The organism is Shinella zoogloeoides, assembly GCF_003574625.1.
Lineage (GTDB): Bacteria > Pseudomonadota > Alphaproteobacteria > Rhizobiales > Rhizobiaceae > Shinella > Shinella zoogloeoides_A.
The window spans coordinates 393,236-414,774 of record NZ_QNUJ01000005.1 but is presented as its reverse complement, the minus strand read 5'-3'; the positions used below and the strand labels follow the sequence as shown (position 1 = coordinate 414,774).

22 protein-coding genes and 1 tRNA gene are annotated in these 21,539 nt (G+C 65.0%); 11 read left to right on the top strand and 12 right to left on the bottom strand.

Translation table 11 applies throughout. The features are described 5' to 3' along the window. Positions 1–14: 14 nt before the first annotated feature. Together DSD28_RS12720 and DSD28_RS12715 are read right to left on the bottom strand one after the other, a co-directional pair. The gene (locus tag DSD28_RS12720; protein ID WP_205536201.1) at positions 15–1,196 is read right to left on the bottom strand and encodes an acetyl-CoA C-acyltransferase; all 1,182 of its coding nucleotides are present in this window, start codon (positions 1,194–1,196) and stop codon (positions 15–17) included. Positions 1,197–1,211: 15 nt separating this feature from the next. Then, positions 1,212–1,979 (bottom strand): 3-hydroxyacyl-CoA dehydrogenase, encoded by a 768-nt coding sequence (locus DSD28_RS12715; protein ID WP_119256754.1) that lies wholly within the window; start codon positions 1,977–1,979, stop codon positions 1,212–1,214. 187 nt (positions 1,980–2,166) lie between these two features. Here DSD28_RS12715 and DSD28_RS12710 point away from each other — a divergent pair, with 187 nt between their 5' ends. Then, on the top strand, positions 2,167–3,177 hold the full coding sequence (locus tag DSD28_RS12710) for an AraC family transcriptional regulator (RefSeq protein WP_119256801.1): 1,011 nt from the start codon (positions 2,167–2,169) through the stop codon (positions 3,175–3,177). A 102-nt stretch (positions 3,178–3,279) separates the two neighbouring features. Then, complete coding sequence (locus tag DSD28_RS12705; protein ID WP_119256753.1) at positions 3,280–3,828, top strand: NADPH-dependent FMN reductase; 549 nt, start codon at positions 3,280–3,282, stop codon at positions 3,826–3,828. 30 nt (positions 3,829–3,858) lie between these two features. On the opposite strand, the gene DSD28_RS12700 is transcribed toward DSD28_RS12705, so the two are convergent. The 3 genes from DSD28_RS12700 to DSD28_RS12690 form a co-directional block, all read right to left on the bottom strand. After that, positions 3,859–3,935, bottom strand: a tRNA-Met gene (locus DSD28_RS12700). A 133-nt stretch (positions 3,936–4,068) separates the two neighbouring features. Beyond that, complete coding sequence (gene mnmA / locus DSD28_RS12695) at positions 4,069–5,265, bottom strand: tRNA 2-thiouridine(34) synthase MnmA (protein ID WP_119256752.1); 1,197 nt, start codon at positions 5,263–5,265, stop codon at positions 4,069–4,071. Positions 5,266–5,449: 184 nt separating this feature from the next. Then, complete coding sequence (locus DSD28_RS12690) at positions 5,450–6,199, bottom strand: helix-turn-helix transcriptional regulator (protein ID WP_119256751.1); 750 nt, start codon at positions 6,197–6,199, stop codon at positions 5,450–5,452. A gap of 441 nt (positions 6,200–6,640) precedes the next feature. Here DSD28_RS12690 and DSD28_RS12685 point away from each other — a divergent pair, with 441 nt between their 5' ends. Both DSD28_RS12685 and DSD28_RS12680 read left to right on the top strand, forming a co-directional pair. Then, a complete protein-coding gene (locus tag DSD28_RS12685) occupies positions 6,641–6,916 on the top strand; it encodes a DUF1153 domain-containing protein (RefSeq protein WP_023515011.1) in 276 nt (91 codons plus the stop codon). A gap of 187 nt (positions 6,917–7,103) precedes the next feature. After that, positions 7,104–7,385, top strand: a complete 282-nt coding sequence (locus DSD28_RS12680) for a GNAT family N-acetyltransferase (RefSeq protein ID WP_119256750.1) — start codon at positions 7,104–7,106, stop codon at positions 7,383–7,385. A gap of 107 nt (positions 7,386–7,492) precedes the next feature. Here the strand turns inward: DSD28_RS12680 and DSD28_RS12675 are convergent, their stop codons facing one another. Beyond that, a complete protein-coding gene (locus DSD28_RS12675; protein WP_119256749.1) occupies positions 7,493–7,843 on the bottom strand; it encodes a flagellar export protein FliJ in 351 nt (116 codons plus the stop codon). Positions 7,844–8,372: 529 nt separating this feature from the next. Between DSD28_RS12675 and ctrA the strand changes: the two genes are divergently transcribed. Beyond that, positions 8,373–9,074: a response regulator transcription factor CtrA gene (gene ctrA, locus DSD28_RS12670; RefSeq protein WP_119256748.1), complete on the top strand. Its 702-nt coding sequence runs from the start codon at positions 8,373–8,375 to the stop codon at positions 9,072–9,074. Positions 9,075–9,353: 279 nt separating this feature from the next. Here the strand turns inward: ctrA and DSD28_RS12665 are convergent, their stop codons facing one another. Together DSD28_RS12665 and chpT are read right to left on the bottom strand one after the other, a co-directional pair. Then, on the bottom strand, positions 9,354–9,716 hold the full coding sequence (locus DSD28_RS12665) for a response regulator (protein WP_119256747.1): 363 nt from the start codon (positions 9,714–9,716) through the stop codon (positions 9,354–9,356). A gap of 116 nt (positions 9,717–9,832) precedes the next feature. Continuing rightward, on the bottom strand, positions 9,833–10,486 hold the full coding sequence (chpT, locus tag DSD28_RS12660) for a histidine phosphotransferase ChpT (RefSeq protein WP_119256746.1): 654 nt from the start codon (positions 10,484–10,486) through the stop codon (positions 9,833–9,835). Between the two features lie 217 nt (positions 10,487–10,703). Between chpT and DSD28_RS12655 the strand changes: the two genes are divergently transcribed. The 3 genes from DSD28_RS12655 (at position 10,704) to DSD28_RS12645 (ending at position 13,222) form a co-directional block, all read left to right on the top strand. After that, positions 10,704–11,282: a DUF1134 domain-containing protein gene (locus DSD28_RS12655; RefSeq protein WP_119256745.1), complete on the top strand. Its 579-nt coding sequence runs from the start codon at positions 10,704–10,706 to the stop codon at positions 11,280–11,282. A gap of 139 nt (positions 11,283–11,421) precedes the next feature. Continuing rightward, positions 11,422–12,576, top strand: coding sequence for a hypothetical protein (locus tag DSD28_RS12650; RefSeq protein ID WP_119256744.1), 1,155 nt, complete (start codon positions 11,422–11,424; stop codon positions 12,574–12,576). Between the two features lie 115 nt (positions 12,577–12,691). Continuing rightward, positions 12,692–13,222: a dihydrofolate reductase family protein gene (locus tag DSD28_RS12645; protein WP_119256743.1), complete on the top strand. Its 531-nt coding sequence runs from the start codon at positions 12,692–12,694 to the stop codon at positions 13,220–13,222. Positions 13,223–13,319: 97 nt separating this feature from the next. On the opposite strand, the gene DSD28_RS12640 is transcribed toward DSD28_RS12645, so the two are convergent. Then, positions 13,320–14,150: a TrmH family RNA methyltransferase gene (locus DSD28_RS12640; protein WP_119256742.1), complete on the bottom strand. Its 831-nt coding sequence runs from the start codon at positions 14,148–14,150 to the stop codon at positions 13,320–13,322. Positions 14,151–14,156: 6 nt separating this feature from the next. Beyond that, complete coding sequence (locus DSD28_RS12635) at positions 14,157–14,546, bottom strand: hypothetical protein (RefSeq protein ID WP_119256741.1); 390 nt, start codon at positions 14,544–14,546, stop codon at positions 14,157–14,159. A 37-nt stretch (positions 14,547–14,583) separates the two neighbouring features. Here DSD28_RS12635 and DSD28_RS12630 point away from each other — a divergent pair, with 37 nt between their 5' ends. Beyond that, complete coding sequence (locus DSD28_RS12630; RefSeq protein WP_119256740.1) at positions 14,584–15,618, top strand: RluA family pseudouridine synthase; 1,035 nt, start codon at positions 14,584–14,586, stop codon at positions 15,616–15,618. 246 nt (positions 15,619–15,864) lie between these two features. Then, positions 15,865–16,770, top strand: a complete 906-nt coding sequence (gene rpoH / locus DSD28_RS12625; RefSeq protein WP_119256739.1) for an RNA polymerase sigma factor RpoH — start codon at positions 15,865–15,867, stop codon at positions 16,768–16,770. 73 nt (positions 16,771–16,843) lie between these two features. Here the strand turns inward: rpoH and DSD28_RS12620 are convergent, their stop codons facing one another. Both DSD28_RS12620 and DSD28_RS12615 read right to left on the bottom strand, forming a co-directional pair. Continuing rightward, on the bottom strand, positions 16,844–19,054 hold the full coding sequence (locus tag DSD28_RS12620; protein ID WP_119256738.1) for a hypothetical protein: 2,211 nt from the start codon (positions 19,052–19,054) through the stop codon (positions 16,844–16,846). A gap of 69 nt (positions 19,055–19,123) precedes the next feature. Beyond that, a complete protein-coding gene (locus DSD28_RS12615) occupies positions 19,124–20,419 on the bottom strand; it encodes an adenylosuccinate synthase (protein WP_119256737.1) in 1,296 nt (431 codons plus the stop codon). A gap of 222 nt (positions 20,420–20,641) precedes the next feature. Here DSD28_RS12615 and DSD28_RS12610 point away from each other — a divergent pair, with 222 nt between their 5' ends. Continuing rightward, positions 20,642–21,535 (top strand): DMT family transporter, encoded by an 894-nt coding sequence (locus DSD28_RS12610; RefSeq protein ID WP_119256736.1) that lies wholly within the window; start codon positions 20,642–20,644, stop codon positions 21,533–21,535. Positions 21,536–21,539: the final 4 nt, after the last annotated feature.

The following is a 21,539-nucleotide window of genomic DNA, read 5'->3' as shown; positions in this document are numbered from 1 at the left end:
CCTCCCCAAACCGCTCAGTGCCGCTCGATGGCCACCGCCGTCGCCTCGCCGCCACCGATGCAGAGCGTCGCCATGCCGCGCCGCAGATCGTAGCGTTCCAGCGCCGCCAGCAGGGTGACGAGCACGCGCGCGCCCGATGCGCCGATGGGATGGCCGAGCGCGCAGGCGCCGCCGTGGACATTGACCTTGTCATGCGGCAGGTCGAGATCGCGCATCGCCGCCATGGCGACGACGGCGAAGGCCTCGTTGATTTCGAAGAGGTCGACATCCTTGAGGTCCCAGCCGGTGCGCTCGCCGAGCCTGCGCAGTGCGCCGATGGGCGCGGTCGCGAAGAGATTGGGCGCCTGCGCATGCGTCACATGGCCGACGATGGTGGCGAGCGGCGTCAAGCCCTCGCGCTCGGCCCGGGAGCGCCGCATCAGCACCAGCGCGGCCGCGCCGTCGGAGATCGAGGAGGCATTGGCCGCCGTCACCGTGCCGTTCTCGCGAAAGGCCGGCTTCAGTGTCGGGATCTTCTCCAGCCTGGCCTTGCCGGGCTGCTCGTCGCGGCTGACGACGGTCTCGGAGCGGCCGGCCTTCACGGTGACGGGGACGATCTCGGCGTCGAAAGCGCCCGTCTCGATGGCGCTGCGGGCGCGGGTCAGGGAGGTGACGGCATAGTCGTCCTGCGCCGGACGGGTGAACTGGTAGGCCTCGGCGCAGTCCTCGGCGAAGGTGCCCATCAGGCGCCCCTTGTCATAGGCGTCTTCGAGGCCGTCGAGGAACATGTGGTCGATGACACGGCCATGGCCGAGCCGGTAGCCGCCACGGGCGCGGTCGAGAAGGTAAGGCGCATTGGTCATGCTCTCCATGCCGCCGGCGACGGCAACCGAGGCGCTGCCGGCGGCGATGAGATCATGCGCCAGCATCACGGCCTTCATGCCCGAGCCACACATCTTGTTGACCGTCGTCGCCCCGGCCGCGAAGGGCAGGCCCGCGCCGATGGCGGCCTGCCGCGCGGGGGCCTGCCCCTGCCCGGCCGGCAGCACGCAGCCGAACACCGTCTCCTCCACGGCATCCGCCGCGACGCCGCTCCGCTCCAGCGCCGCGCGGATCGCGGCGGCGCCGAGTTCCGGCGCGGTGGCATGCCCGAGGTCGCCCTGGAAACCGCCCATCGGCGTGCGGGCCGAACCGACGATGACGATGGGATCCTGCATCATATCGAAACTCCCTCAGCGCGGCGCCATGCGTAGCGCGCCGTCGAGGCGGATGACCTCGCCATTCAGCATGACGTTCTCACAGATGTGGCGCACCAGGGCCGCAAATTCCACTGGCTTGCCGAGACGCGGCGGAAAAGGCACGCTCCGCCCGAGCGAATCCTGCACTTCCTGCGGCATGCCGGCCATCATCGGCGTCTGGAAAATCCCCGGCGCGATGGAGACGACGCGGATGCCGTGGCGGGCCAGCTCGCGGGCGACCGGCAGCGTCATGGCGGCAACCCCGCCCTTGGAGGCCGCATAGGCCGCCTGCCCGATCTGGCCGTCGAAGGCCGCGACCGAGGCCGTGTTGATAACAATCCCCCGCTCGCCGTCCGCCTCCGGCTCTTCCTTCGCGATGGCGGCCGCCGCGAGCCGAGTCATGTTGAAGGTGCCGATGAGGTTGATGCCGATGGTGCGGGCAAAGCTGTCGAGCCGGTGCGGCCCGTCGCGGCCGAGCACCTTTTCGCCGGGCGCGACGCCCGCGCAATTGACCAGCCCGTGCAGATGGCCGAAGCGCTCCAGCGCAAGATCGACGGCGGCCTGGCCGTCCGTCTCCTGCGTCACGTCGGTCTGGATGAAGGCTGCGCCGGTCCCAAGTTCGCCGACGATGCCACGGCCGGCATCGACATTGACGTCGGCGATCACGACATGCGCGCCCTCGCCCACCAGCATGCGCGCCACCGCCGCGCCGAGGCCCGAACCGCCGCCGGTGACGAGAAAGGTCTTTCCGCGGATCAACATGGCTGCTCTCCCTCAGCGCATTCGATTTCCGTGCAATCCGGCCGAATGCGGCCCTCCCGGTGCCGTATCCGCCGGCAGGGCGATCTGCCCTCCGTCTTTCCTATTTTATGCCGGCACGATATTGCATGCGATGACCGAAGCGTCTCGAACGATCGGCCAGTTTTACCACATCCCGCGGGACATGACGATGACGGATACCGGACGGCGGATGATATCGCCCTTCTTCGTTGAAGAGGCCATCGACTGCCTGAAACGGCAGGGCAAGACGCCGGAGAAGGTACTGGCCGCCGCCGGCCTGCCGGCCCGCATCGGGGCGCCGATCTCCGCAGAAAGCTACGGCGCCCTCTGGCTCGCCATCGCCGCGGAGATGGACGACGAGTTCTTCGGCATGGGCGCAAGGCCGATGCGACGCGGCAGCTTCACCCTGCTCTGCCATTGCATCCTGCATGCCCGGACCCTCGACCAGGCCTTGCGGCGTGCGCTGCGCTTCCTCAATGTCGTGCTGGAGGACCCGGAAGGCCGTCTCGAAACCGCCGACGGGCTGGCCCAGATCGTCCTTGCCGACCGGCAGGGCCCGCGCTCCGCCTTCGCCTACCGCACCTACTGGATCCTGCTGCACGGCATCACCTGCTGGCTCATCGGGCGTCGCATTCCGCTACGGATGGTCGATTTCCGCTGCGCCGAGCCGGAGCACGGTGCGGATTACCGGCTCTTCTTCGGCGCGCCCGTGCGCTTTTCCCAGCCGGTGAGCCGCCTCGCCTTCGACGCCGCCATGCTGAAACTGCCCGTCGCGCGCAGCGAGCAGGCGCTGAAACAGTTCCTGCGCAACGCCCCAGCCAATATCCTCGTGCGCTACCGCTACGATGCGGGCCTTGCCGCCGGCGTCCGCAAGCGCCTGCGCGAGATGCCGCCGACCGCCTGGAATGCCTTCGACGACCTCGCCGCGCAGATGCGCATGTCACCCTCGACCCTCAGGCACCGCCTCGCCGCGGAAGGCCAGAACTACGCCGCCATCAGGGACGAGATCCGCCGGGACCTCGCCATCGAGATGCTCCAGGCGACGACGCTCGGGGTCGGCGAGATCGCGACCCGCCTCGGCTTTTCCGAACCCAGCGCCTTCCACCGCGCCTTCCGGAAATGGACGGCAAGAAGCCCCGCCGCCTTCCGGCGCGAGACGGCGGCGCCGCGCCGGGCCTGATTCCCCGGCCTACGACCTCAGCCAATAAAAGCTTCGTTTTCGATATTGAGTTTTCCCGCCTGAGGAGCGAGGATCGGCGCGCCACGTAGCCTGGAGTTTCCCATGACCACCGTTGCAGTTCTCGTCGGCAGCCTCCGCAAGGAGTCGTTCAGCCGCAAAGTCGCCAAGGCGCTCGTTTCCCTCACCCCCGGCCTGAAATTCGAATTTCTCGACATCGGCTCGGTTTCCTACTTCAACCAGGATCTCGAAGCCACGCCGCCGGCCGACTGGACCGCGCTGCGCGAGCGCGTCGCGGCCGCCGACGCCATCCTCTTCGTCACCGCCGAATACAACCGCTCGGTACCCGGCGTTTTGAAGAATGCGATCGACGTCGCCTCGCGGCCCTATGGACAGGGCGCCCTGATGGGCAAGCCGGCAGCGATCATCTCGACCTCGATCGGCGCCATCGGCGGCTTCGGCGCCAACCATCACCTGCGCCAGTCGCTCTGCTTCCTGAACATGCCCGTTCTGGAACAGCCGGAAGCCTATATCGGCGGCACCGGCAGCCTGTTCGACGACGCGGGGCACCTCACCAACGACGGAACGCGCGATTTCCTCGCCAGTTTCGGCAAGGCATTCGAACAGCACATCGCGCGCAACGCGAAGCGGTAGAAATCTGCGCATTCGATTTTTGGAAAAAAATGGTAGCGGAGGAGGGATTCGAACCCCCGACACAAGGATTATGATTCCTCTGCTCTAACCTACTGAGCTACTCCGCCGCCCGAAGGGACGATCGAGAGCGATGTCCGTTTCCGTCCGGTGCGCGGCTTATAAGGCGGGCTTCCCGCGGGTGTCAAGCGAGGTTTTGAGAAAATTCGCTTTGTCCGCAAGGGCTTTGCCGGTCGCGGCTTTTCAGGCCGCGACCGGGGTGGAAAGAATGCGCTTCAGGGCGTCCTCGGCATCCGCCTCGCGCTCGGAACGCAGGATGAAGCCGCCGCCGTAGATGCGGGCATCCTCGCCCTCGCCGGAATAGAGCGCGCAGGCCTGGCCGGGCGCGACGCCCGGCTCGCCTTCGGCAAGCTCGACATAGATGCCGCCCTCGTTCGCCTGGAGGCGGGCCGGGCGCGGCGGGCGCGTGGAGCGCACCTTGGCGTAGCAGTCGAAGCCGGCGGCCGCGACGGCTTCGAGGTCGCCATCGCCCAGCCAGTTGATGTCGCGCAGGTAGAGGCGGCGCGTTTCCAGCGCCTCCTTGGGGCCGACGATGACACGGCGCGAGCGGGCGTCGAGATAGACGACATAGAGCGGCTCGCCCGTGGCGATGCCGATGCCCCGGCGCTGGCCGATCGTGTAATGCAGGATGCCCTCGTGGCGGCCGAGCACGCGCCCGTCGATATGCACGATGTCGCCGGCAAGCGCCGCATTCGGCTTCAGCTTATTGACGATGTCGGAATACTTGCCCTGCGGCACGAAGCAGATGTCCTGGCTGTCCGCCTTCTTGGCGACGACGAGGCCCATCTCCTCGGCCAGCGCCCGCGTTTCGGCCTTGGAAAGATGGCCGAGCGGGAAGCGCAGGTAATCGATCTGCTCCTGCGTTGTGGCGAAGAGGAAATAGCTCTGGTCGCGCTCGGCATCGACGGGGCGATAGAGCGCGCGGCGATCAGGCGCGTCCGGCGCCGGATTGGGGCGCGAGCGGATGTAATGGCCGGTCGCCAGCGCGTCCGCGCCCAGTTCCCTGGCGGTGGCGAGGAGGTCGGCGAACTTGACGGTCTGGTTGCAGGCGACGCACGGGATCGGCGTTTCGCCCGCGACATAGCTTTCGGCGAAGGGATTGATCACCGTCTCGCGGAAGCGCTTTTCATAATCGAGCACGTAATGCGGGATGCCGAGCGTTTCGCAGACGCGGCGCGCATCGTCGATGTCCTGGCCGGCGCAGCACGAGCCCGCCCGGTGCACCGCCGCCCCGTGATCGTAGAGCTGCAGGGTGATGCCGAGAACGTCGTAGCCTTCACGTTTCAGGATGCCGGCCACCACCGAACTGTCGACGCCGCCCGACATGGCGACGACGACGCGCGTATCTTCCGGCTTGCGATCGAAATCGAGACTGTTCACGCGAGGTCCGTTCCGGTGCCGGCCGCGCCGAGGCTGCCGTCCTGCACCTTTGAATTGGGGCCGAAACCGGCCGTTGCGGCATCCCGCGATCCGCGGAACGCCTTTCGGGCGACATATAGAAACTTGCCGCATCGAGGGCAAGAGAAGGCCGGAAAGCTCCTCCTCCCCGGCTCGCGAACCAAGATCAGATGAGCCGGAGCCGCAGGGCGATGGCGATGGCCTGCATGCGGTTGACGGCCTGCAGCTTGCGGGTCGCGCTCTTGAAGTAACTGCTCACCGTATAGACCGAGATGCCGAGGATGATGGCGATCTCGTCGCTGCTCTTGCCGGCGGCCGCCCAGCGCAGGCACTCGACCTCGCGGCTGGAGAGCTTTTCGCGCCCGGCCGTCACGGCGACGAAGGTCTTTTCCAGGCATTCGAAAAGCTGGAGGGCGGCGAAATGCAGCTCCGCCAGCTCCGGCCGGGCGAGCGGCGCGCGCGTTCCGGAAAACACCATCAGGTAGGGATCGGCCGTCGTCGAATGCAGGAGGAAGGCCGTCGAGGCGGAAAGGCCATGGCTCTCGGCGAGCGCGATCGCCTCGCCGGCCTGCGCGTTTTCCCAGTCGGCCGGCGCCATCAGCGCGCTGTCGCCCTGCACCGGCAGCTTGGTCATGCCGGTATCGACCGCCAGCCGGCTGACATGGAAGAGGCTCATCGCATCGTATTTGCGCACGAGCTCGGCCGGCCAGTTGCTGACGAGCAGGCGCTCGGCGAACCGCTGCTGATCGTTTGCCGGGAAGCGCGCGACCATGAAATGGCTGAAGCCGAAATGGCCGGCGCACTGGCGCATGAGGTGCAGCACCTCGTATTCGGTCTGCACCGCCTCGATAGTGGCCGAAGAGAGGAACTCTGGCGACCGGCCCTGCTGCGCGAGCATGTTGTCTGGGTCTCTCATTTTCCGTTTCCAACAACCGGCGCGTGAACGCCGGGTTTCCAGTGCATTCCCGGTCCGGAAAATTTCAGGCGCATCCCGCGCGACAGGCGAAAAAGAAAAAACGCCGCAAAAGCCGTATCCCGCGAAGGAACAGCTTGGAGTGGCAATTCATTTGGATGCATCCTGGGGGCTTCCGATGGCATCGACCCGACGCCGCCCCGAATTTTGCGGCCTGATAGCAGTATTTAAGTAAAATGGAAACGGAATATTTGCATGGCTCCCATGCAGGTAAAGGGCAGCGAAAACCGCTGGACGTAAGGGAAGGCAGGCTTTTCCGCCTCGCTGCCGTACCGGCGAAGCCGCTCAAAAGATTAGAAAATTGTTAGCATGCGCTTAGGCAATTCTTAAATGTGGCAGGCTAGAGTCCCTCACATATGGTCTTGAGTTTATGTAGAGAGTCCAATGACCGATCTGATACGACCCCGCGTTAAATACGTCATCGGCCCCGATGGCAGCCCCCTGACGATCGCCGATCTGCCGCCGGCCAATACGCGGCGCTGGGTGATTCGCCGGAAGGCCGAAGTCGTCGCCGCCGTGCGCGGTGGCCTTCTCAGCCTCGAAGAAGCCTGCGAACGCTATACTTTGACGGTCGAAGAATTCCTCTCCTGGCAGTCCTCCATCAACGATCATGGCCTTGCCGGCCTGCGCACCACGCGCATCCAGCAGTACCGCCACTAGACCATTTCATTCCGGATCAAGACCCTGCGGCCGCTTCATGCGGCCGCAATGCTTTTGCGGAAAGCCCGCCTTCCGGGGCGGAGCATCATGCCTCGATAGAGCACGCACTGTTCACAGCCGCACTGCTTGCGGGATCACGCGGGACAGGAAAGGATGCCTCCAGCGCAACGACAGCGAGGAGAGCGTCATGGACATCCTGCACGAAGACAGCGGCACGAAGGGCCGCTACTATGCGGTCATCGAGGGGCATGAGGGGGAAATGACCTATTCCCGCGCCTCCCCGCAGCTCATCATCATCGACCATACCGGCGTGCCGGACGCCTTGCGCGGCAAGGGCCTCGGCCAGGCGCTGGCGGCTCATGCCGTGGAAGAGGCCCGCAAGGGCGGCTGGAAGATCATGCCGCTCTGCCCGTTCTTCCGGGCGCAGGCCATGCGCCACAAGGAATGGCACGACGTCGTCAATCTCTGAAGCGTCAAGGCGGGCGCAAACACGTCGGGCGCGTCCAAAAAAACGCGAAGAGCCCTCGTGAGCGGTCTTGCGGCCGCTCGCGAGGGTTCTTCAGGATGGCACCTTGATCAGGCGCGCATCCGGACCGCGTTGTCGCGCTCTTCCAGCGCCGAAGCCTTGGCGAATTCCGCCTCCGCCTCTTCCAGCGCCAGTTCGGCCGCGTCCTGCTGCACCTTCAGTTCCCGGATGGAGACCTGAAGATTGTCGGAGCGTTGCCGCGCCGCCTTTGCAAAGGTGGGATAAGCGAAGTGGCCCGGATCGGTGATCCCGGATTTCTTCTCTTCGATGGCGATCTGGCTTTCCAGTTCCTTCGACATCCGCTCGAATTCGGACATCATCAACTGAAGCTGTGCCAGCTGCCGTCTCTTGTCTTTCACCTGAAATTCCTTCAGGCGAACTAGGCTCTCACGCGACTTCATACGCAATACTCCCGTGGATAGCGAGACCCCGGCATTGGAGCGGACGCCGCCGAAAACACTGGCGGACCTCCACTCGGCATTCCAACCCGGCCTTTGGAAAGCGCGGCATTCCACCGCGCACCGCCGACCGTCACGACAACCCGTAACCGGCAAACCCTGCCGAACCGTAAAAAAATTCAGCGAGATTAATGAAATCCTACCGCTGGTAACCTTTCGTTTACGGGCATCGTTAATCATAGCGATGATGATTTAAGGCTCAGTAAATGCGGTTCGCGAAAAACGAGGTGGCCACATTGATGAGTCGAAAGAGTCGGTTAACGTGTTTTCTTAAAAATTGTGTTTAAGAGACACATTTCCGATTCATGTATGAAATCAGGAGCCTGCCTAAAATAATTAACAGACCGATACGCTCTTGCCAAAGTGAATCAGGATTTGTTAACCATTTCGTGGCAGCCTCCAAATCAGGCAACGACTGGATCCGTATCGCGTAGGGGGCCAGGTACCTTGAGCGGCGGAAAAGGGGACAGATATGCGGGTTCTACTCATTGAGGACGATAGCGCGACAGCGCAGAGCATCGAACTGATGCTGAAGTCCGAAAGTTTTAATGTGTATACCACCGACCTCGGCGAGGAAGGTGTCGATCTGGGCAAGTTGTACGATTACGACATCATCCTGCTCGACCTGAACCTCCCCGACATGTCGGGTTACGAGGTCCTGCGCACGCTGCGCCTGTCCAAGGTCAAGACGCCGATCCTCATCCTCTCCGGCATGGCCGGCATCGAGGACAAGGTGCGCGGCCTCGGCTTCGGCGCCGACGACTACATGACGAAGCCCTTCCACAAGGACGAGCTCGTCGCCCGTATCCACGCCATCGTGCGCCGCTCCAAGGGCCATGCCCAGTCGGTCATCTCGACGGGCGAGCTCATCGTCAACCTCGACGCCAAGACCGTCGAAGTCGGCGGCCAGCGCGTGCACCTGACGGGCAAGGAATACCAGATGCTCGAGCTGCTCTCGCTGCGCAAGGGCACCACGCTCACCAAGGAAATGTTCCTCAACCACCTTTATGGCGGCATGGACGAGCCGGAACTGAAGATCATCGACGTCTTCATCTGCAAGCTGCGCAAGAAGCTGGCCAACGCCGCCGGCGGCGCGAACTACATCGAGACGGTCTGGGGCCGCGGCTACGTGCTGCGCGAGCCCGAAGGCGGCGACTATCTCGAAAGCGCCTGACAGCGCCCCTCCCCGCTCCCGCATCAGACCCGCCGCTCGCCGGCGGGTTTTCTTTTGCGCGAATGTCGGGTTTGCGAGGGCCGGCCAGACGCAGAAGCGGCTGGCTCCTCCGGAGGCAGCCGCCAGACCGCAGACAAGATCCATAAGCCGTTGGAAAACGATGGATCCTCGGCTCAAGGCCGAGGATGACGGCAAGTGGGTGGGAAAATAAGGCTCGATAAGCAAACGCGGCCGGCTCCCTGGGAGCGGCCGCGTTTTCGTTCAGCTATGGAAATCTCTTCAGGCGGCGATCGAAAGATTGCCGAAGACCTGGGTCAGGATCTTCCGGTCGAACGGCTTCAGCAGGAAGTCGTCGGCGCCGGCGCGCTTGCCCATCATCATCTTCTTGAGGTCGGCCTCGACCACGCAATAATAGATGCGCACGGACTTGCCCTGCGGCAGGTTGCGCACGTTGCTGATCAGCTCGAGCGCGCCGTCCATGGTGGAATCGACGATCAGGATGTTGGGCAGTTCGGCTTCGCAGCGCACCAGCGCCTCAAGCGAGCTCGAGGCTTCCAGCACGAGGAAATCGAAACCGGAAAGAATACGCTTGCCGACCTTACGGACGACATCGGAACCGTCGGCGATCATCAACCGCTGCATTAGCTGCTCCTAGGTCTCCCGCTCGCAGAGCGGGAACGATACAGGATGCAACTCTACCGGCACCTGGCAAACAAAGCGTTAGCGGCCATGGTTAACGAACCATGGCCGCCCACCGATCATTCCGATGCCGCAACCATGCGGGCGGAGAAGACGATCTCTTCGGGATGCACCGTCACGTCGAGTTCCATTCCCGCCTCGTCGGCGAGCAGCACCGTGTAGTAGGGCTGGATGGAATGCGCGTCGACCGCCTCTTCCGGCGTGCCGGAAAGGATTTCCATGAACTTCGGCGGCACGCGCAGCATGCGGCCCTTCACGGCGAGTTTGAACACCGCGTCGAATTCCGGGTTTTCCAGCGTCACGTCGATCGAGCCGCCGCGCGGGATCGCGCCATAGGCGATGAGGAACAGGTTGAGCAGCAGCTTGACCCGGTTCTTCGCGACGATGGCGCGGGGGCCCGTCCAGGTGATCTCCGTCTTCTTCTCGGCCGCCGCGAAGTCGCGCGCCGCCTTTTCCGCCTCGCCCGTATCGATCGAGGCGCCGACTGAGCCGGACGCGCCGAAGGCAAGGCGCGCGAATTTCAGGCGCACGGAGGCGTTGAGGGCGCTGGCGCGGATGAGATCCATCGCCTCGGCGTCGGCACCGCCCTCGTCGAGCAGTTCCAGGCCATTGTTGATCGCTCCGACGGGCGAGATGACGTCATGGCAGACGCGGCTGCACAGAAGCGCTGCCAGATCGGGACCGGTCAGCGTAAGGTTCGGATTTTTCGCCATAAATTTCTCCCAGATCCACGCATTCGTTCATCGCGGGCCGCCCATTGCGGGCACACGCGGGGACATTCCGCGCGACGCATAGCACGCCGGAATTGCGCGAGGCGTGCTCGATTTCAAGACAGCCATAATGACACCACATTTGGTAAACCGATTGTTAAGATCATCGGGTCAAATTGCTGATGGAACGGGGCCGGGACATGAAGGAAGGCGGACGGACATGGCTATTTCACATCTGGTGACGAAGGTATTGGGGCTCGCCGCAGCGGCGTGCATGACCCTCTTCTTCGCCTTGCCGGCGGCTGCGCAGCAGAGCAACCAGTATACCATGCAGGAGATCGTCGACACCGGTCACAGCTTCTTCGGCGAGACCTCGGGCGGCCTTGCCAAGCTGGTGGAACGCGCCTTCGAATCCTACGGCCTGCCGAACGGCTACATTCTCGGCCAGGAAGGTTCCGGCGCCTTCGTTGCCGGCCTGACCTATGGCGAAGGCACGCTCAACACCAAGAATGCCGGCCAGCACTCCGTCTTCTGGCAGGGTCCCTCGCTCGGCCTCGACTGGGGCGGCCAGGGCAGCCGCACCATGATGCTCGTCTACAACCTGCCGAATGTCGATTCGCTGTACGATCGCTTCGGTGGCGTCTCTGGCTCGGCCTATATCATTGCCGGCCTCGGTATGCAGGTCAACGTCAACCGCGACATCGTGCTCGTGCCGATCCGCACCGGCGTCGGCGCCCGGCTCGGCATCAACGCCGGCTATCTGAAGCTGACGCGCCAGCCCACCTGGAATCCTTTCTGACACGAATGAAGCCGACGCCTCGTCCGTCAGGCAAAAGCAGGCCGATTTCGCGGGAACGCCCCCTGTGCAAGCTCGAACGAGCCGCTATAGTGCGCTCGTTCGAGACCCGTTTTGGGCCATGTTTGGAACGAGTGGATCCGTGATCGAGTACGCCCTCCTCTTCGCACTCGGCTTTCTCGCCGCCACGCTGGCCGGCCTTCTCGTCGCCCCGGCGATCCAGAAGCGTATCGTCAGGTTCACCGAACAGCGCATGCTCGCCACCATGCCGCTCAGCCCGCAGGAAGTGCGCGCGCAGAAGGACATGGCGCGCGCCGCCTTCGCCGCCGAAAACGCCCGCCTCGCCCAGGATGTCCGCCGCGCGCGCGCGAAGCACACGCTGGAAATGGTCCGCACCGAGAAGCTGATCGCCGAGGCCGGCGCGATCAGCACGGAAAATGCCGAACTTCACGCCCAGATCGCCGACATGAACATCGAGGCCGGCGACCGGCGCTCGGCGCTCCGGCGCGAGGAAATGAAGAGCGAGCAATTGAGAAACGCCCTCGTCGGGGCCGATCGCGAGATTCGCGCGCGCGCGGCGGATATCGAAAAGCTCGAAGGCACGATCGGCCGCCTGCGCGCCGATCTCGACAACATGAAGATCGACCTTGCCGCGCGCGACACGGTGATGGAGAACCTCCAGAGCCGCATCGGCAACCTGAAGGACGAGCGGGACAAGCTGCGCGAGGATATCAAGGCATCCATCGAGAAGGCGAAGGCGCTCGAAATCCGCCTTTCGCGCGAGGAAGGCCGGACCCGCCAGCTCGAGACGAAGCTGACGCGGGAACTGGCCGGCAGCGCCGACAAGGACAATGCGATCGAGCGGCGCATCGCGGAGATCGGCCGCCTGCGCGAGAAGGTGAAGACTTTGACGGCAGAAAGCAAGGAAGCGGCGAAGGCCAGCCACGCCACCGGCCTCTCCCGCAACATCGCGGCAAGCCGCATTTCCAACCGCCGCGCCGAAAAGGTGCTCCAGCCCGTCCCGCCGATCGACATCGTCGCGCTGGAGGAGGATGCCCGTAACCAGAGCACCGCGCTCACGGAACGCCTGCTGGCGGCCAGGACCGATGCGAACGACGCCGCGCTGCGCGAGGAGATGGCCGACCTCGCCAGCAAGATGATCGTGCTGACCGCCACACGTGAAGGCGCAAGCTCCCCCGTCCACGACCTCATCGCGACCATCGAGCCCGATCTCGAAGGCGACGACCAGAGCCTCGCCCGCCGGGCGCGCGAGCGCATGGGCCACGACGAGAGCTGACCGCGGGCGGGCCGAGTCGGAAGCCGAGTGGCCTCGCCAGTACCGGATTGTAGCCGGTGCCTTTTCTGCGTAGCATTCCCCACGCCCTTTCAGCGCTTTTGAGGAGACCCGCGGCATGGCGAAGCTCGTATTCGCTTTGAACCAGTCCCTGGACGGCTATGTCGATCACACGGCATTTGCGCCGGAGCCGGCGGTGTTTCTTCATTTCATCGATGACGTGCGCGGCCTCACCGGCATGATTTACGGCCGACGGATGTACGACGTGATGCGCTATTGGGACGACGACCGTCCGGAATGGGGCGAGGCGGAGCGCGACTATGCGGCGGCATGGCGCAGCCGGCCGAAATGGGTCGTGTCGCGCTCGCTCAAATCCGTCGGCCCGAACGCCACGCTTCTTTCCGAAGACATCGAGGCGCCGATACGGCAACTGAAGGCCGACCACGACGGAGAGATCGAGGTTGCCGGACCCGAACTGGCGAGAAGCCTGACCGATCTAGGCCTCGTCGACGAGTACCGGCTGTATCTCCACCCCGTCGTGCTCGGCCACGGCAAGCCGTTCTTCGCCGGCCCGCGCCCGCCGCTGCGCCTCGTGGCGAGCGACCGCATCGGTGAGGATGTGATCCGGCTGACCTATCGTCCCGCCTGAAGCAATTCCAGCAAAAGTGCGAAGCGGTTTTGCGTCCGGGATTGCGCAAAAATAAAGAGTTGGAGCGTTTTCGCGATTCGAAGAAAGCGAAAATGCTTTAGCTCACCCGTCCCATCGTCAGGGCGATCTGGTAAAGCGCGACGCCGCTCGCCGTCGCGACATTGAGGCTGTCGAGGCCGGGACGTTGCGGGATGCGGGCGGTACGGAACGAGGAAAGAATGCTGTCCGGCAGCCCCTCGCCTTCCGTCCCCAGCACGAGCGCGATCCGGCGCGCGGCGGGGATGGCGGCCACTGGTACCGCGCCGCGCGGCGAAAGCCCCCAGATCTCGAAGCCAGCCTCAAAAAGCCCGCGCAGCATGGCTTCGGCGGCAAGGCCGCGTGCGAAGGGCACCGTCAGCACGGAGCCGACCGAGACGCGAATCGCCTTGCGGTAGAGCGGATCGCAGGACGTCTCGTCGAGGAAGACCGCATCCGCGCCGAAGGCGGCGGCGTTGCGGAAGATCGATCCGACATTGTCATGGTTGGAAAGGCCGCAGCCGGCCAGGACGAGGCTCGCCGCCGGCAGCCGGCCGAGCAGCGAGGCGCCGATCTCCGACGCCGGCTTGCGGCCGAGCGCCAGCACGCCGCGATGCATGTTGAAACCGGCGATAGCATCGAAGACCGGCTGCGCGGCGACATAGACCGGCACGCTTTCGGGAAAGGCGTCGAGCATGTCGCCAAGCCCGGCCAGCCGGTTTTCGAGAAGCAAGATGGCTTCCGCCGCAAAGCCGTTGCCTCGCGCCGCGCCCTGCCCGAGCATGCGCAGCACCACGGTGCCCTCGGCGATGAAAAGCCCGTCGCGGCCCGTCAGGTCCCGCTCGCGGATCGAGACGAAGCCGGCAATGCGCGGATCGCCGGGATCGTATATGCGGATCGGCGCGGCGGCCATGCCGGATCAGTTGCCCGCAATGTCGATTTCGGCGACGACGCGGCCGGCGGCGATGTCGAAGAGGAAGGCCTTGCGCGCGCCATCGGCCATCGCGCCGTAGAACAGGATCTGCCCGGCCGACTGCGACACGGCCGAAACGGCGAAACCGGCCGGCAGCGTCGCGGTCGCCTTGACCGGCGCATCGCTCGGCACCGACAGGCCGCCCGAAGTCGCCACCGCTTCCGGCTTGCCATCCCGGTTGCTGATCTTATAGACAATGGCCGCGAGCACCGCCATGAACATCAGAAGCATGATGCCGCCCGAAACGAGTTGCAGGCGCATCATCTTGCGGCGCACATTCTCCATGACCGGGTCGAGCGGCTTGTCTTCCTGATCGTCGTTTTCGATATTGGACATGTCGGGCGCCCTTCCGGCAATCAGCATAAGTGAAACGATGACCGACCCCTTTAAAGAAGCCGAGGCCACAAGAAAAGTCCTGACCGCGCCGGAAGATGCGGAAGGACGCATCGACGCATGGCTGGCCGCCACGCTTGCCGGCGACTATTCGCGCAGCCGCATCAAGGCGCTGATCGAGGAAGGGGCCGCCATCGTCAACGGCGCGGTGATGACCGAGCCGAAGCGCAAGGTGCATCCCGGCGACGTGATCGAATTCATCATGCCCGCCCCGCGCGATCCCGAGCCGAAGGGCGAGGACATCCCGCTCGACGTGCTCTACGAGGACGACGACCTGATCGTCCTCGTCAAGCCGGCCGGCCTCGTCGTGCATCCCGCCGTCGGCAACTGGACGGGCACGCTGGTCAATGCCCTCATCCACCATTGCGGGGCGAGCCTTTCCGGCATCGGCGGCGTGCGCCGCCCCGGCATCGTGCACCGGCTGGACAAGGAAACGAGCGGCGTCATGGTCGTCGCCAAGAACGACGTGGCCCACCGCCATCTCTCCGACCAGTTCGCCGACCACGGCCGCACCGGTCCGCTGGAACGCGCCTACCAGGCCATCGTCTGGGGTCGCCCGCGCCAGATCAAGGGCACGATCGACGCCCCGCTCGGCCGCGGCGCCGACCGCACCAAGCGCGCGGTCAAGCGCGAGGACGCGGACGACGCCCGCGAGGCGATCACCCATTACGAGGTGGTGGAGCGCTACGGCGAGACCGAGGACGGCACGAGCCTCGCCTCGCTGGTCGCGTGCCACCTGGAGACCGGCCGCACGCACCAGATCCGCGTGCACATGGCCCATATCGGCCATCCGCTGATCGGCGATCCGGAATATGGCGCGGCCTTCCGCACCAAGGCGAACCGCCTGCCGGACGAGGCGCGAAAGATCGTCAACGGCTTCCGCCGCCAGGCGCTGCATGCCTTCCTCCTCCAGTTCGAGCATCCCTCGACCGGCGAGACCATGCATTTCGAGGCGCCCCCGCCGGCGGACATGGAACGGCTGATCGGCGCCTTGCGCAGCATGGATGAGGCGTAAACCCCTTGATTTCCAGGCGGCGGACCCCATCTTGGGGATGTGCCATAAATTCCTTTCCGCCGCCGCCTTCACGCAGCCGTGAAGGCGCGCGCAATCTTGAATCATTGTTTCGCCATACCTATCTGTAGGATCAGTGGGGTCGCCATGACCCACGGGGAGCATGGTCGCTGACGGGGATCCGGTCTCGGGATCAAGCTCCGAACCAAGGCTTGCCGGAATGGAAGCCGTCTCAGAAAGGGGTGCTGAATGGCCCGCAATACGCTGCCGTCTATCACGGCCGGAGAAGGTGGTCTCAACCGCTATCTCGATGAAATCCGCAAGTTTCCGATGCTTGAGCCGCAGCAGGAATACATGCTCGCCAAGCGTTACCAGGAGCACGGCGACCGCAACGCCGCCCATCAGCTCGTCACGAGCCACCTTCGTCTCGTGGCCAAGATCGCCATGGGGTATCGCGGCTACGGCCTGCCGATCGGCGAAGTCGTTTCCGAGGGCAATGTCGGCCTGATGCAGGCCGTCAAGAAATTCGACCCGGAACGCGGCTTCCGCCTCGCGACCTATGCCATGTGGTGGATCAAGGCCTCGATCCAGGAATATATCCTGCGGTCCTGGTCGCTGGTGAAGATGGGCACGACGGCCAACCAGAAGCGCCTGTTCTTCAACCTGCGCCGCATGAAGGGCAAGATCCAGGCCATCGACGATGGCGATCTGCGCCCCGACCAGGTGAAGGAAATCGCGACCAAGCTCAAGGTCTCCGAGGACGAAGTCGTCTCGATGAACCGCCGCCTGTCCGGCGACGCCTCGCTGAACGCGCCCATCAAGGCGTCTGAAGGCGACAGCGGCCAGTGGCAGGACTGGCTCGTCGACGACCACGACAGCCAGGAACAGACCCTGATCGAACAGGACGAACTGGAAACGCGCCGCGCCATGCTGGCCCGCGCGATGAGCGTCCTCAACGATCGCGAGCGCCGCATCTTCGAGGCCCGCCGCCTCGCCGAGGATCCGGTCACGCTGGAAGAGCTTTCCAGCGAGTTCGACATCAGCCGCGAGCGCGTGCGCCAGATCGAGGTGCGCGCCTTCGAGAAGGTGCAGGAAGCCGTGCAGAAATACGCGGCCGAACAGGCCCGCGCCGTCCGCGTCATCGAAGACGCATAAGGCGAACGGCATCCCGACATGAAAAAGGCCCGGCAGCAATGCCGGGCCTTTCTTTTTGCCTGTTGGCGGAGCCTTACTGGCCGGCGCTGCCGGCTGCGGCCCAGGCCTTCATCACCTTGTCGAAGGCTTCCGTGCCGGCCGCGCCCTTGTCGAGCGTCAGCAGCGCGCGGCGGCCGTTGCGGTAGGTGATCGGGATATCGATCCACGAGCGCGTGCGCATGAGTTCCGTGTTCTTGGCGATCGCCTCGGGGAAGTCGTTGAGCGCGATCATGTGGAAATCGTCGGTGATCTTGGCGGGCACCGCGATGAGCGCATCGCCGCGGTCCTGCTCGGTCCGCTTCATCGCCACGCGCTGCACGCTCTCGATGCCGCCGCCCTCGAAATTCTCCGGCAGCGAGAAGACCAGTTCGACGATATGGCTTGCCGGCAGCGACTTGTCCGCGTTGCGGCGGAAGGTGATGAGCGCCGTCAGGCCCTTCGAGGGCACGTTGATCTGCGCGCGCACCACCGGCTCGGGCTTGGCGTCTCCGCCCGGCGATTCCTCGGCGCTCGACCAGGCGACCGTGCCTTCGATGGCCGTCGGCGAGGTCTGGCCGAGACGCTCCTCGTAAAGGAACATCTTCTGCGACACGCCTGCAGCGGGCTGCTCACCCGTTGCGGCCGGGACCTGTTCGCCGGTCGTCGTCGCCGTGCCGTTGCCGGCCGGGGTCTGCTGCGCCGTTTCCGTGCCCGTGGCCACGCCGGCATTGCCGTCGTTCCCGGCCTGGGCGGTTTCCGTGGACTGGGCCGCGACGGACTTGCCCTCTTCGGTCCCGTTGCCGTCGAGCGCCGGCGCCGGGCCGTTGTCGACCTCCGAGCCGTCCGTCATCAGGCGCTGGGTGAACTTGCCGCTGGCATTCTGCGCTGCGGAAGCGACCTCGGTGTTCGCCGTGGTGCCGGCAGCATTATTATCGCCCGTCTGCTGGGTGGAAGGCGTGGTGTTCGCCGGCAGGTCGCGTGCGCCATCCGCCGTCTCGGTGGCCGGCTTCGTCTCCGCGGGCGTCTTTTCCGCCGGGGCGGTGAAGGAGGCGATCTTCTCGTTGACCCAGCCGTTCACCGTATCGCGGTTGAACCAGTAGGCCGCGCCGGCACCGCCGACGATCGCCAGGAACGCGACGGTGGCGGCAAGCGCACCGAGGCCGAAACGCGACTTGCGCGGCTCGGCGCGGAACGAACGCTGCGGCGCGCGGGCCGTCTCGGCGCCTGCTGTTGCCGCTGCCGTCGAGGTGATCCCCGCAAGGCCGTCGTCGAAGGCCGGGGGCTTCGCCGTGACGGACGGTTCCGTCTTGGCCGGGAAGCCCATCAGGTCGTCGAGGTCGTCCCAATCGCTCTTCTTCGCGGTGTCGGCCGGCTGGGCTTCCGCCGGGACGGCCTTTTCCTCGGGCCATTCCCAGGCAAGCGGATCGGGCTCGACGGCGGGCTGGTCGCGGTTCTCGGCGACGGTCGCGGTGGTGGCTGCCTCGTTCCAGTCCCATGCGGCTTCGGCGGCCGGCATGCGGGCTTCCGCCAGCGGATCGGCCTCCGGCGCCTGTACGTCGTGAACGGGATAGGCGACCGGCTCGGGCTCGACGACCTCCACCGTCTCGGCCCCCGCCTCGGCGGTCACGTCATGCTCGGGCTCGTGCCAAGAGGGAACGTAGTCCTCCGTCGGCTCGGCCTCCGCCTGCCAGGACGGCTCGACATGAGCGGCGACGGCGACCGGCTCGTGATGAACGATCTGCTCCTCGACGACGGGTTCGGGCTCCGGCTCGGCGTCCGGCTCGCTGACGGCGACGGGTTCCTCGGCAGCCGGCTCTTCGGCCACCGGTTCGTGCGCAATGGGTTCATGAGCGACAGGCTCGTAAGCGACGGGCTCTTCGGCCGGCAGCTCTTCCGCATGATGCTCGACGGCGACCGGCTCCTCGTAAGGCTCCGGCTCGGCGGCTGTGACAGGCTCTTCTTCCGGCTGCGCGACGGCGGCGGGCTCTTCCGCCACCGGCGCGGCTGCAACGGGTTCCTCGACGGGTTCGAAGGCGGGCTCCTCGGCCGGAAGCGCCTCGGCATGATCGCCCTCGACGTCCGTGATCGCCGCTTCCAGCTTGTCGAGCTGGCGCTTCATGAGTTCATCGGAAGGGCGCGGGTTCATGGATTCGAGCTGCCGGCGGACCGCGCCGCGGGCTTTCTCGTAAACCTTCTGCCGCATCTCGGCATTGTTGTCCGAGAGGCCATCCACGGCCCTTCGAATGACTGCTACAAAATCCGCCATCAGAACTTTCCGTCGTGTTCGCGTGCTATCCTATTGGAATAGGTCACGGAACTGGTGTTGAGCTTGAGATTAGTCCTCAAACGGGTCGGTCACAAGTATGGTGTCGTCGCGCTCCGGGCTGGTCGAAAGCAGGGCGACCGGCGCGCCGATCAGCTCTTCGACCTGACGGACATACTTGATCGCCTGGGCCGGCAGGTCCGCCCAGCTGCGCGCGCCGACCGTCGATTCCTTCCAGCCTTCGAGCGTGACATAGATCGGCTCGACGCGGGCCTGCTGGCTCTGGCTCGCCGGCAGGTAGTCGATCTCCTTGCCATCCAGCTTGTAGCCGACGCAGATTTTCAATTCGTCCAGCCCGTCGAGAACGTCGAGCTTGGTGAGCGCGATGCCGCTGATGCCGTTGGTCTTGACCGTCTGGCGCACCAGCACGGCATCGAACCAGCCGCAACGGCGCGGGCGGCCGGTATTGACGCCGACCTCGCGGCCCACGGTCGCAAGATGCTTGCCGATCTCGTCATCCAGCTCACAGGGGAACGGGCCCTCGCCCACGCGGGTCGTATAAGCCTTGGTGATGCCCAGCACATAGCTGATCGCCGTCGGGCCGAGGCCCGAGCCGGCGGCCGCCTGCCCGGCAACCGTGTTGGAGGATGTCACGAACGGATAGGTGCCGTGGTCGTTGTCGAGCAACGCGCCCTGCGCGCCTTCAAAGAGGATGCGCGCGCCGGACTTGCGGTGCTTGTCGAGAACATCCCAGACCCGGTCGACATAGGGCAGGATCTGCGCGGCGACGGAAGTCAGTTCTTCCTCGATGGATTCGACGGAAATTTCGGCAAGGCCCATGCCCCGGCGCAGCGCATTGTGGTGCGTCAGCAGGCGCTCGATCTTCGGCCGCAGCGTCTCCGGCTCGGCAAGGTCGATCACGCGGATGGCGCGTCGGCCGACCTTGTCCTCATAGGCCGGGCCGATGCCGCGGCGGGTCGTGCCGATCTTGGTGCCGTTGCTGGAGGCAGCGTCCTCGCGCAGCGCGTCGAGATCGCGGTGCAGCGACAGGATGAGCGGCGCGTTGTCGGCGATGCGCAGCACCTCCGGCGTCACGGCGACGCCCTGCGCGCGCAGCTTTTCCACTTCCGCGACGAAATGGTGAGGATCGACGACGACGCCGTTGCCGATGACGCTGAGCTTTCCGCGCACAAGACCGGACGGAAGCAGGGCCAGCTTGTAGCTGATGCCGTTGATGACGAGCGTATGACCGGCATTGTGGCCGCCCTGGTAACGAACGATCACCTCCGCCCGTTCCGAAAGCCAGTCGACAATCTTGCCCTTGCCTTCGTCACCCCACTGCGAACCGACAACTACGACACTTGCCATTTCATCTTTCCCGTTTTCGCGCGCGAGCGCTTCACTCGTTTACGCGCACGTGCACGTGCGCCTGACCTGAAACCCGCGCATCTATACTGTGTTGTCTTTGGGAATGCGACCCTGTTATGGCGGCCGGCATCCGCTTTTTGCATGACATGGCGCGGATTTTCGCCTTATGTGAGGCGCCGCCTACCCATCCCGCCCCTGCCTTTCTCACCCGGACAAGCCGCCTTGAACAGCAGAGCCTATATCTATCTGTCCGTCACCACGCTTTTCTGGGGCGCGAACTCGGTTGCCGGCAAGCTCGCCGTCGGCCATGTCAGCCCGATGGTGCTGACGACCTTCCGCTGGATCGTGGCCCTTCTCGTCATCCTCGCCTTCATGCTGCCGCAGGTGAAGCGCGACTGGCCGAAGATCCGCCGCCACTGGCTGCAGCTCCTGCTCTACGGCGTCTTCGGCTTCACGGCCTTCAACGCCCTACTCTACACCGCCGTCGGCTATACCAGCGCCATCAATGCGGTCATCGAGCAGGCCGGCATTCCCATGCTGATCTTCGTCTTCAACTTCCTGCTCTTCCGCATCCAGGCATCGCTCGCGCAGGTCCTCGGCTTTACCGTGACCCTTGTCGGCGTGCTGTTAACAGCCGCTCATGGCGAATTCTCGGCACTGGCGGAACTTCAGTTCAATTTCGGCGACGCCCTGATGCTCGTCGCCTGCATCGTCTACGCCGGCTATACCGTATCGCTGCGCTGGAAGCCGGAACTGCACTGGCAGAGCTTCATCGCCGCCCCCGCCTTCGGTGCCCTCCTCAGCGCCATCCCGCTTTTCATCTGGGAACTGTCGCGCGGCGCAGCCATCTTCCCGGACGCCACCGGCTGGGGCGTCGTGCTCTATGCCGGCATCTTCCCCTCCCTGCTCTCGCAGGTGCTCTATGTGCGGGGCGTCGAGATGATCGGCGCGAACCGCGCCGGCCTCTTCATCAACGCCATTCCCGTCTTCGGCACCATTCTCTCCGTCCTTTTGCTCGGCGAGACGATCCAGCTCTTCCATGTCCTCGCCCTTCTCCTCGTCCTCGGCGGCATCGCTGTCGCCGAATGGGGCCGGCCGAGCGAAAAGAACGGCTGAAACG

Bases quoted from the DNA above. Each gene is read 5' to 3' on its own strand.
- DSD28_RS12720 (WP_205536201.1), bottom strand. From the start codon at position 1,196: ATGCAGGATCCCATCGTCATCGTCGGTTCGGCCCGCACGCCGATGGGC.
- DSD28_RS12665 (WP_119256747.1), bottom strand. From the start codon at position 9,716: ATGCAGCGGTTGATGATCGCCGACGGTTCCGATGTCGTCCGTAAGGTC.
- ctrA (WP_119256748.1), top strand. From the start codon at position 8,373: ATGCGGGTTCTACTCATTGAGGACGATAGCGCGACAGCGCAGAGCATC.
- DSD28_RS12705 (WP_119256753.1), top strand. From the start codon at position 3,280: ATGACCACCGTTGCAGTTCTCGTCGGCAGCCTCCGCAAGGAGTCGTTC.
- DSD28_RS12715 (WP_119256754.1), bottom strand. From the start codon at position 1,979: ATGTTGATCCGCGGAAAGACCTTTCTCGTCACCGGCGGCGGTTCGGGC.
- DSD28_RS12685 (WP_023515011.1), top strand. From the start codon at position 6,641: ATGACCGATCTGATACGACCCCGCGTTAAATACGTCATCGGCCCCGAT.
- rpoH (WP_119256739.1), top strand. From the start codon at position 15,865: ATGGCCCGCAATACGCTGCCGTCTATCACGGCCGGAGAAGGTGGTCTC.
- DSD28_RS12615 (WP_119256737.1), bottom strand. From the start codon at position 20,419: ATGGCAAGTGTCGTAGTTGTCGGTTCGCAGTGGGGTGACGAAGGCAAG.
- DSD28_RS12710 (WP_119256801.1), top strand. From the start codon at position 2,167: ATGACGGATACCGGACGGCGGATGATATCGCCCTTCTTCGTTGAAGAG.
- DSD28_RS12675 (WP_119256749.1), bottom strand. From the start codon at position 7,843: ATGAAGTCGCGTGAGAGCCTAGTTCGCCTGAAGGAATTTCAGGTGAAA.
- DSD28_RS12655 (WP_119256745.1), top strand. From the start codon at position 10,704: ATGGCTATTTCACATCTGGTGACGAAGGTATTGGGGCTCGCCGCAGCG.
- DSD28_RS12640 (WP_119256742.1), bottom strand. From the start codon at position 14,150: ATGGCCGCCGCGCCGATCCGCATATACGATCCCGGCGATCCGCGCATT.
- DSD28_RS12690 (WP_119256751.1), bottom strand. From the start codon at position 6,199: ATGAGAGACCCAGACAACATGCTCGCGCAGCAGGGCCGGTCGCCAGAG.
- chpT (WP_119256746.1), bottom strand. From the start codon at position 10,486: ATGGCGAAAAATCCGAACCTTACGCTGACCGGTCCCGATCTGGCAGCG.
- DSD28_RS12620 (WP_119256738.1), bottom strand. From the start codon at position 19,054: ATGGCGGATTTTGTAGCAGTCATTCGAAGGGCCGTGGATGGCCTCTCG.
- DSD28_RS12645 (WP_119256743.1), top strand. From the start codon at position 12,692: ATGGCGAAGCTCGTATTCGCTTTGAACCAGTCCCTGGACGGCTATGTC.
- DSD28_RS12635 (WP_119256741.1), bottom strand. From the start codon at position 14,546: ATGTCCAATATCGAAAACGACGATCAGGAAGACAAGCCGCTCGACCCG.
- DSD28_RS12630 (WP_119256740.1), top strand. From the start codon at position 14,584: ATGACCGACCCCTTTAAAGAAGCCGAGGCCACAAGAAAAGTCCTGACC.
- DSD28_RS12680 (WP_119256750.1), top strand. From the start codon at position 7,104: ATGGACATCCTGCACGAAGACAGCGGCACGAAGGGCCGCTACTATGCG.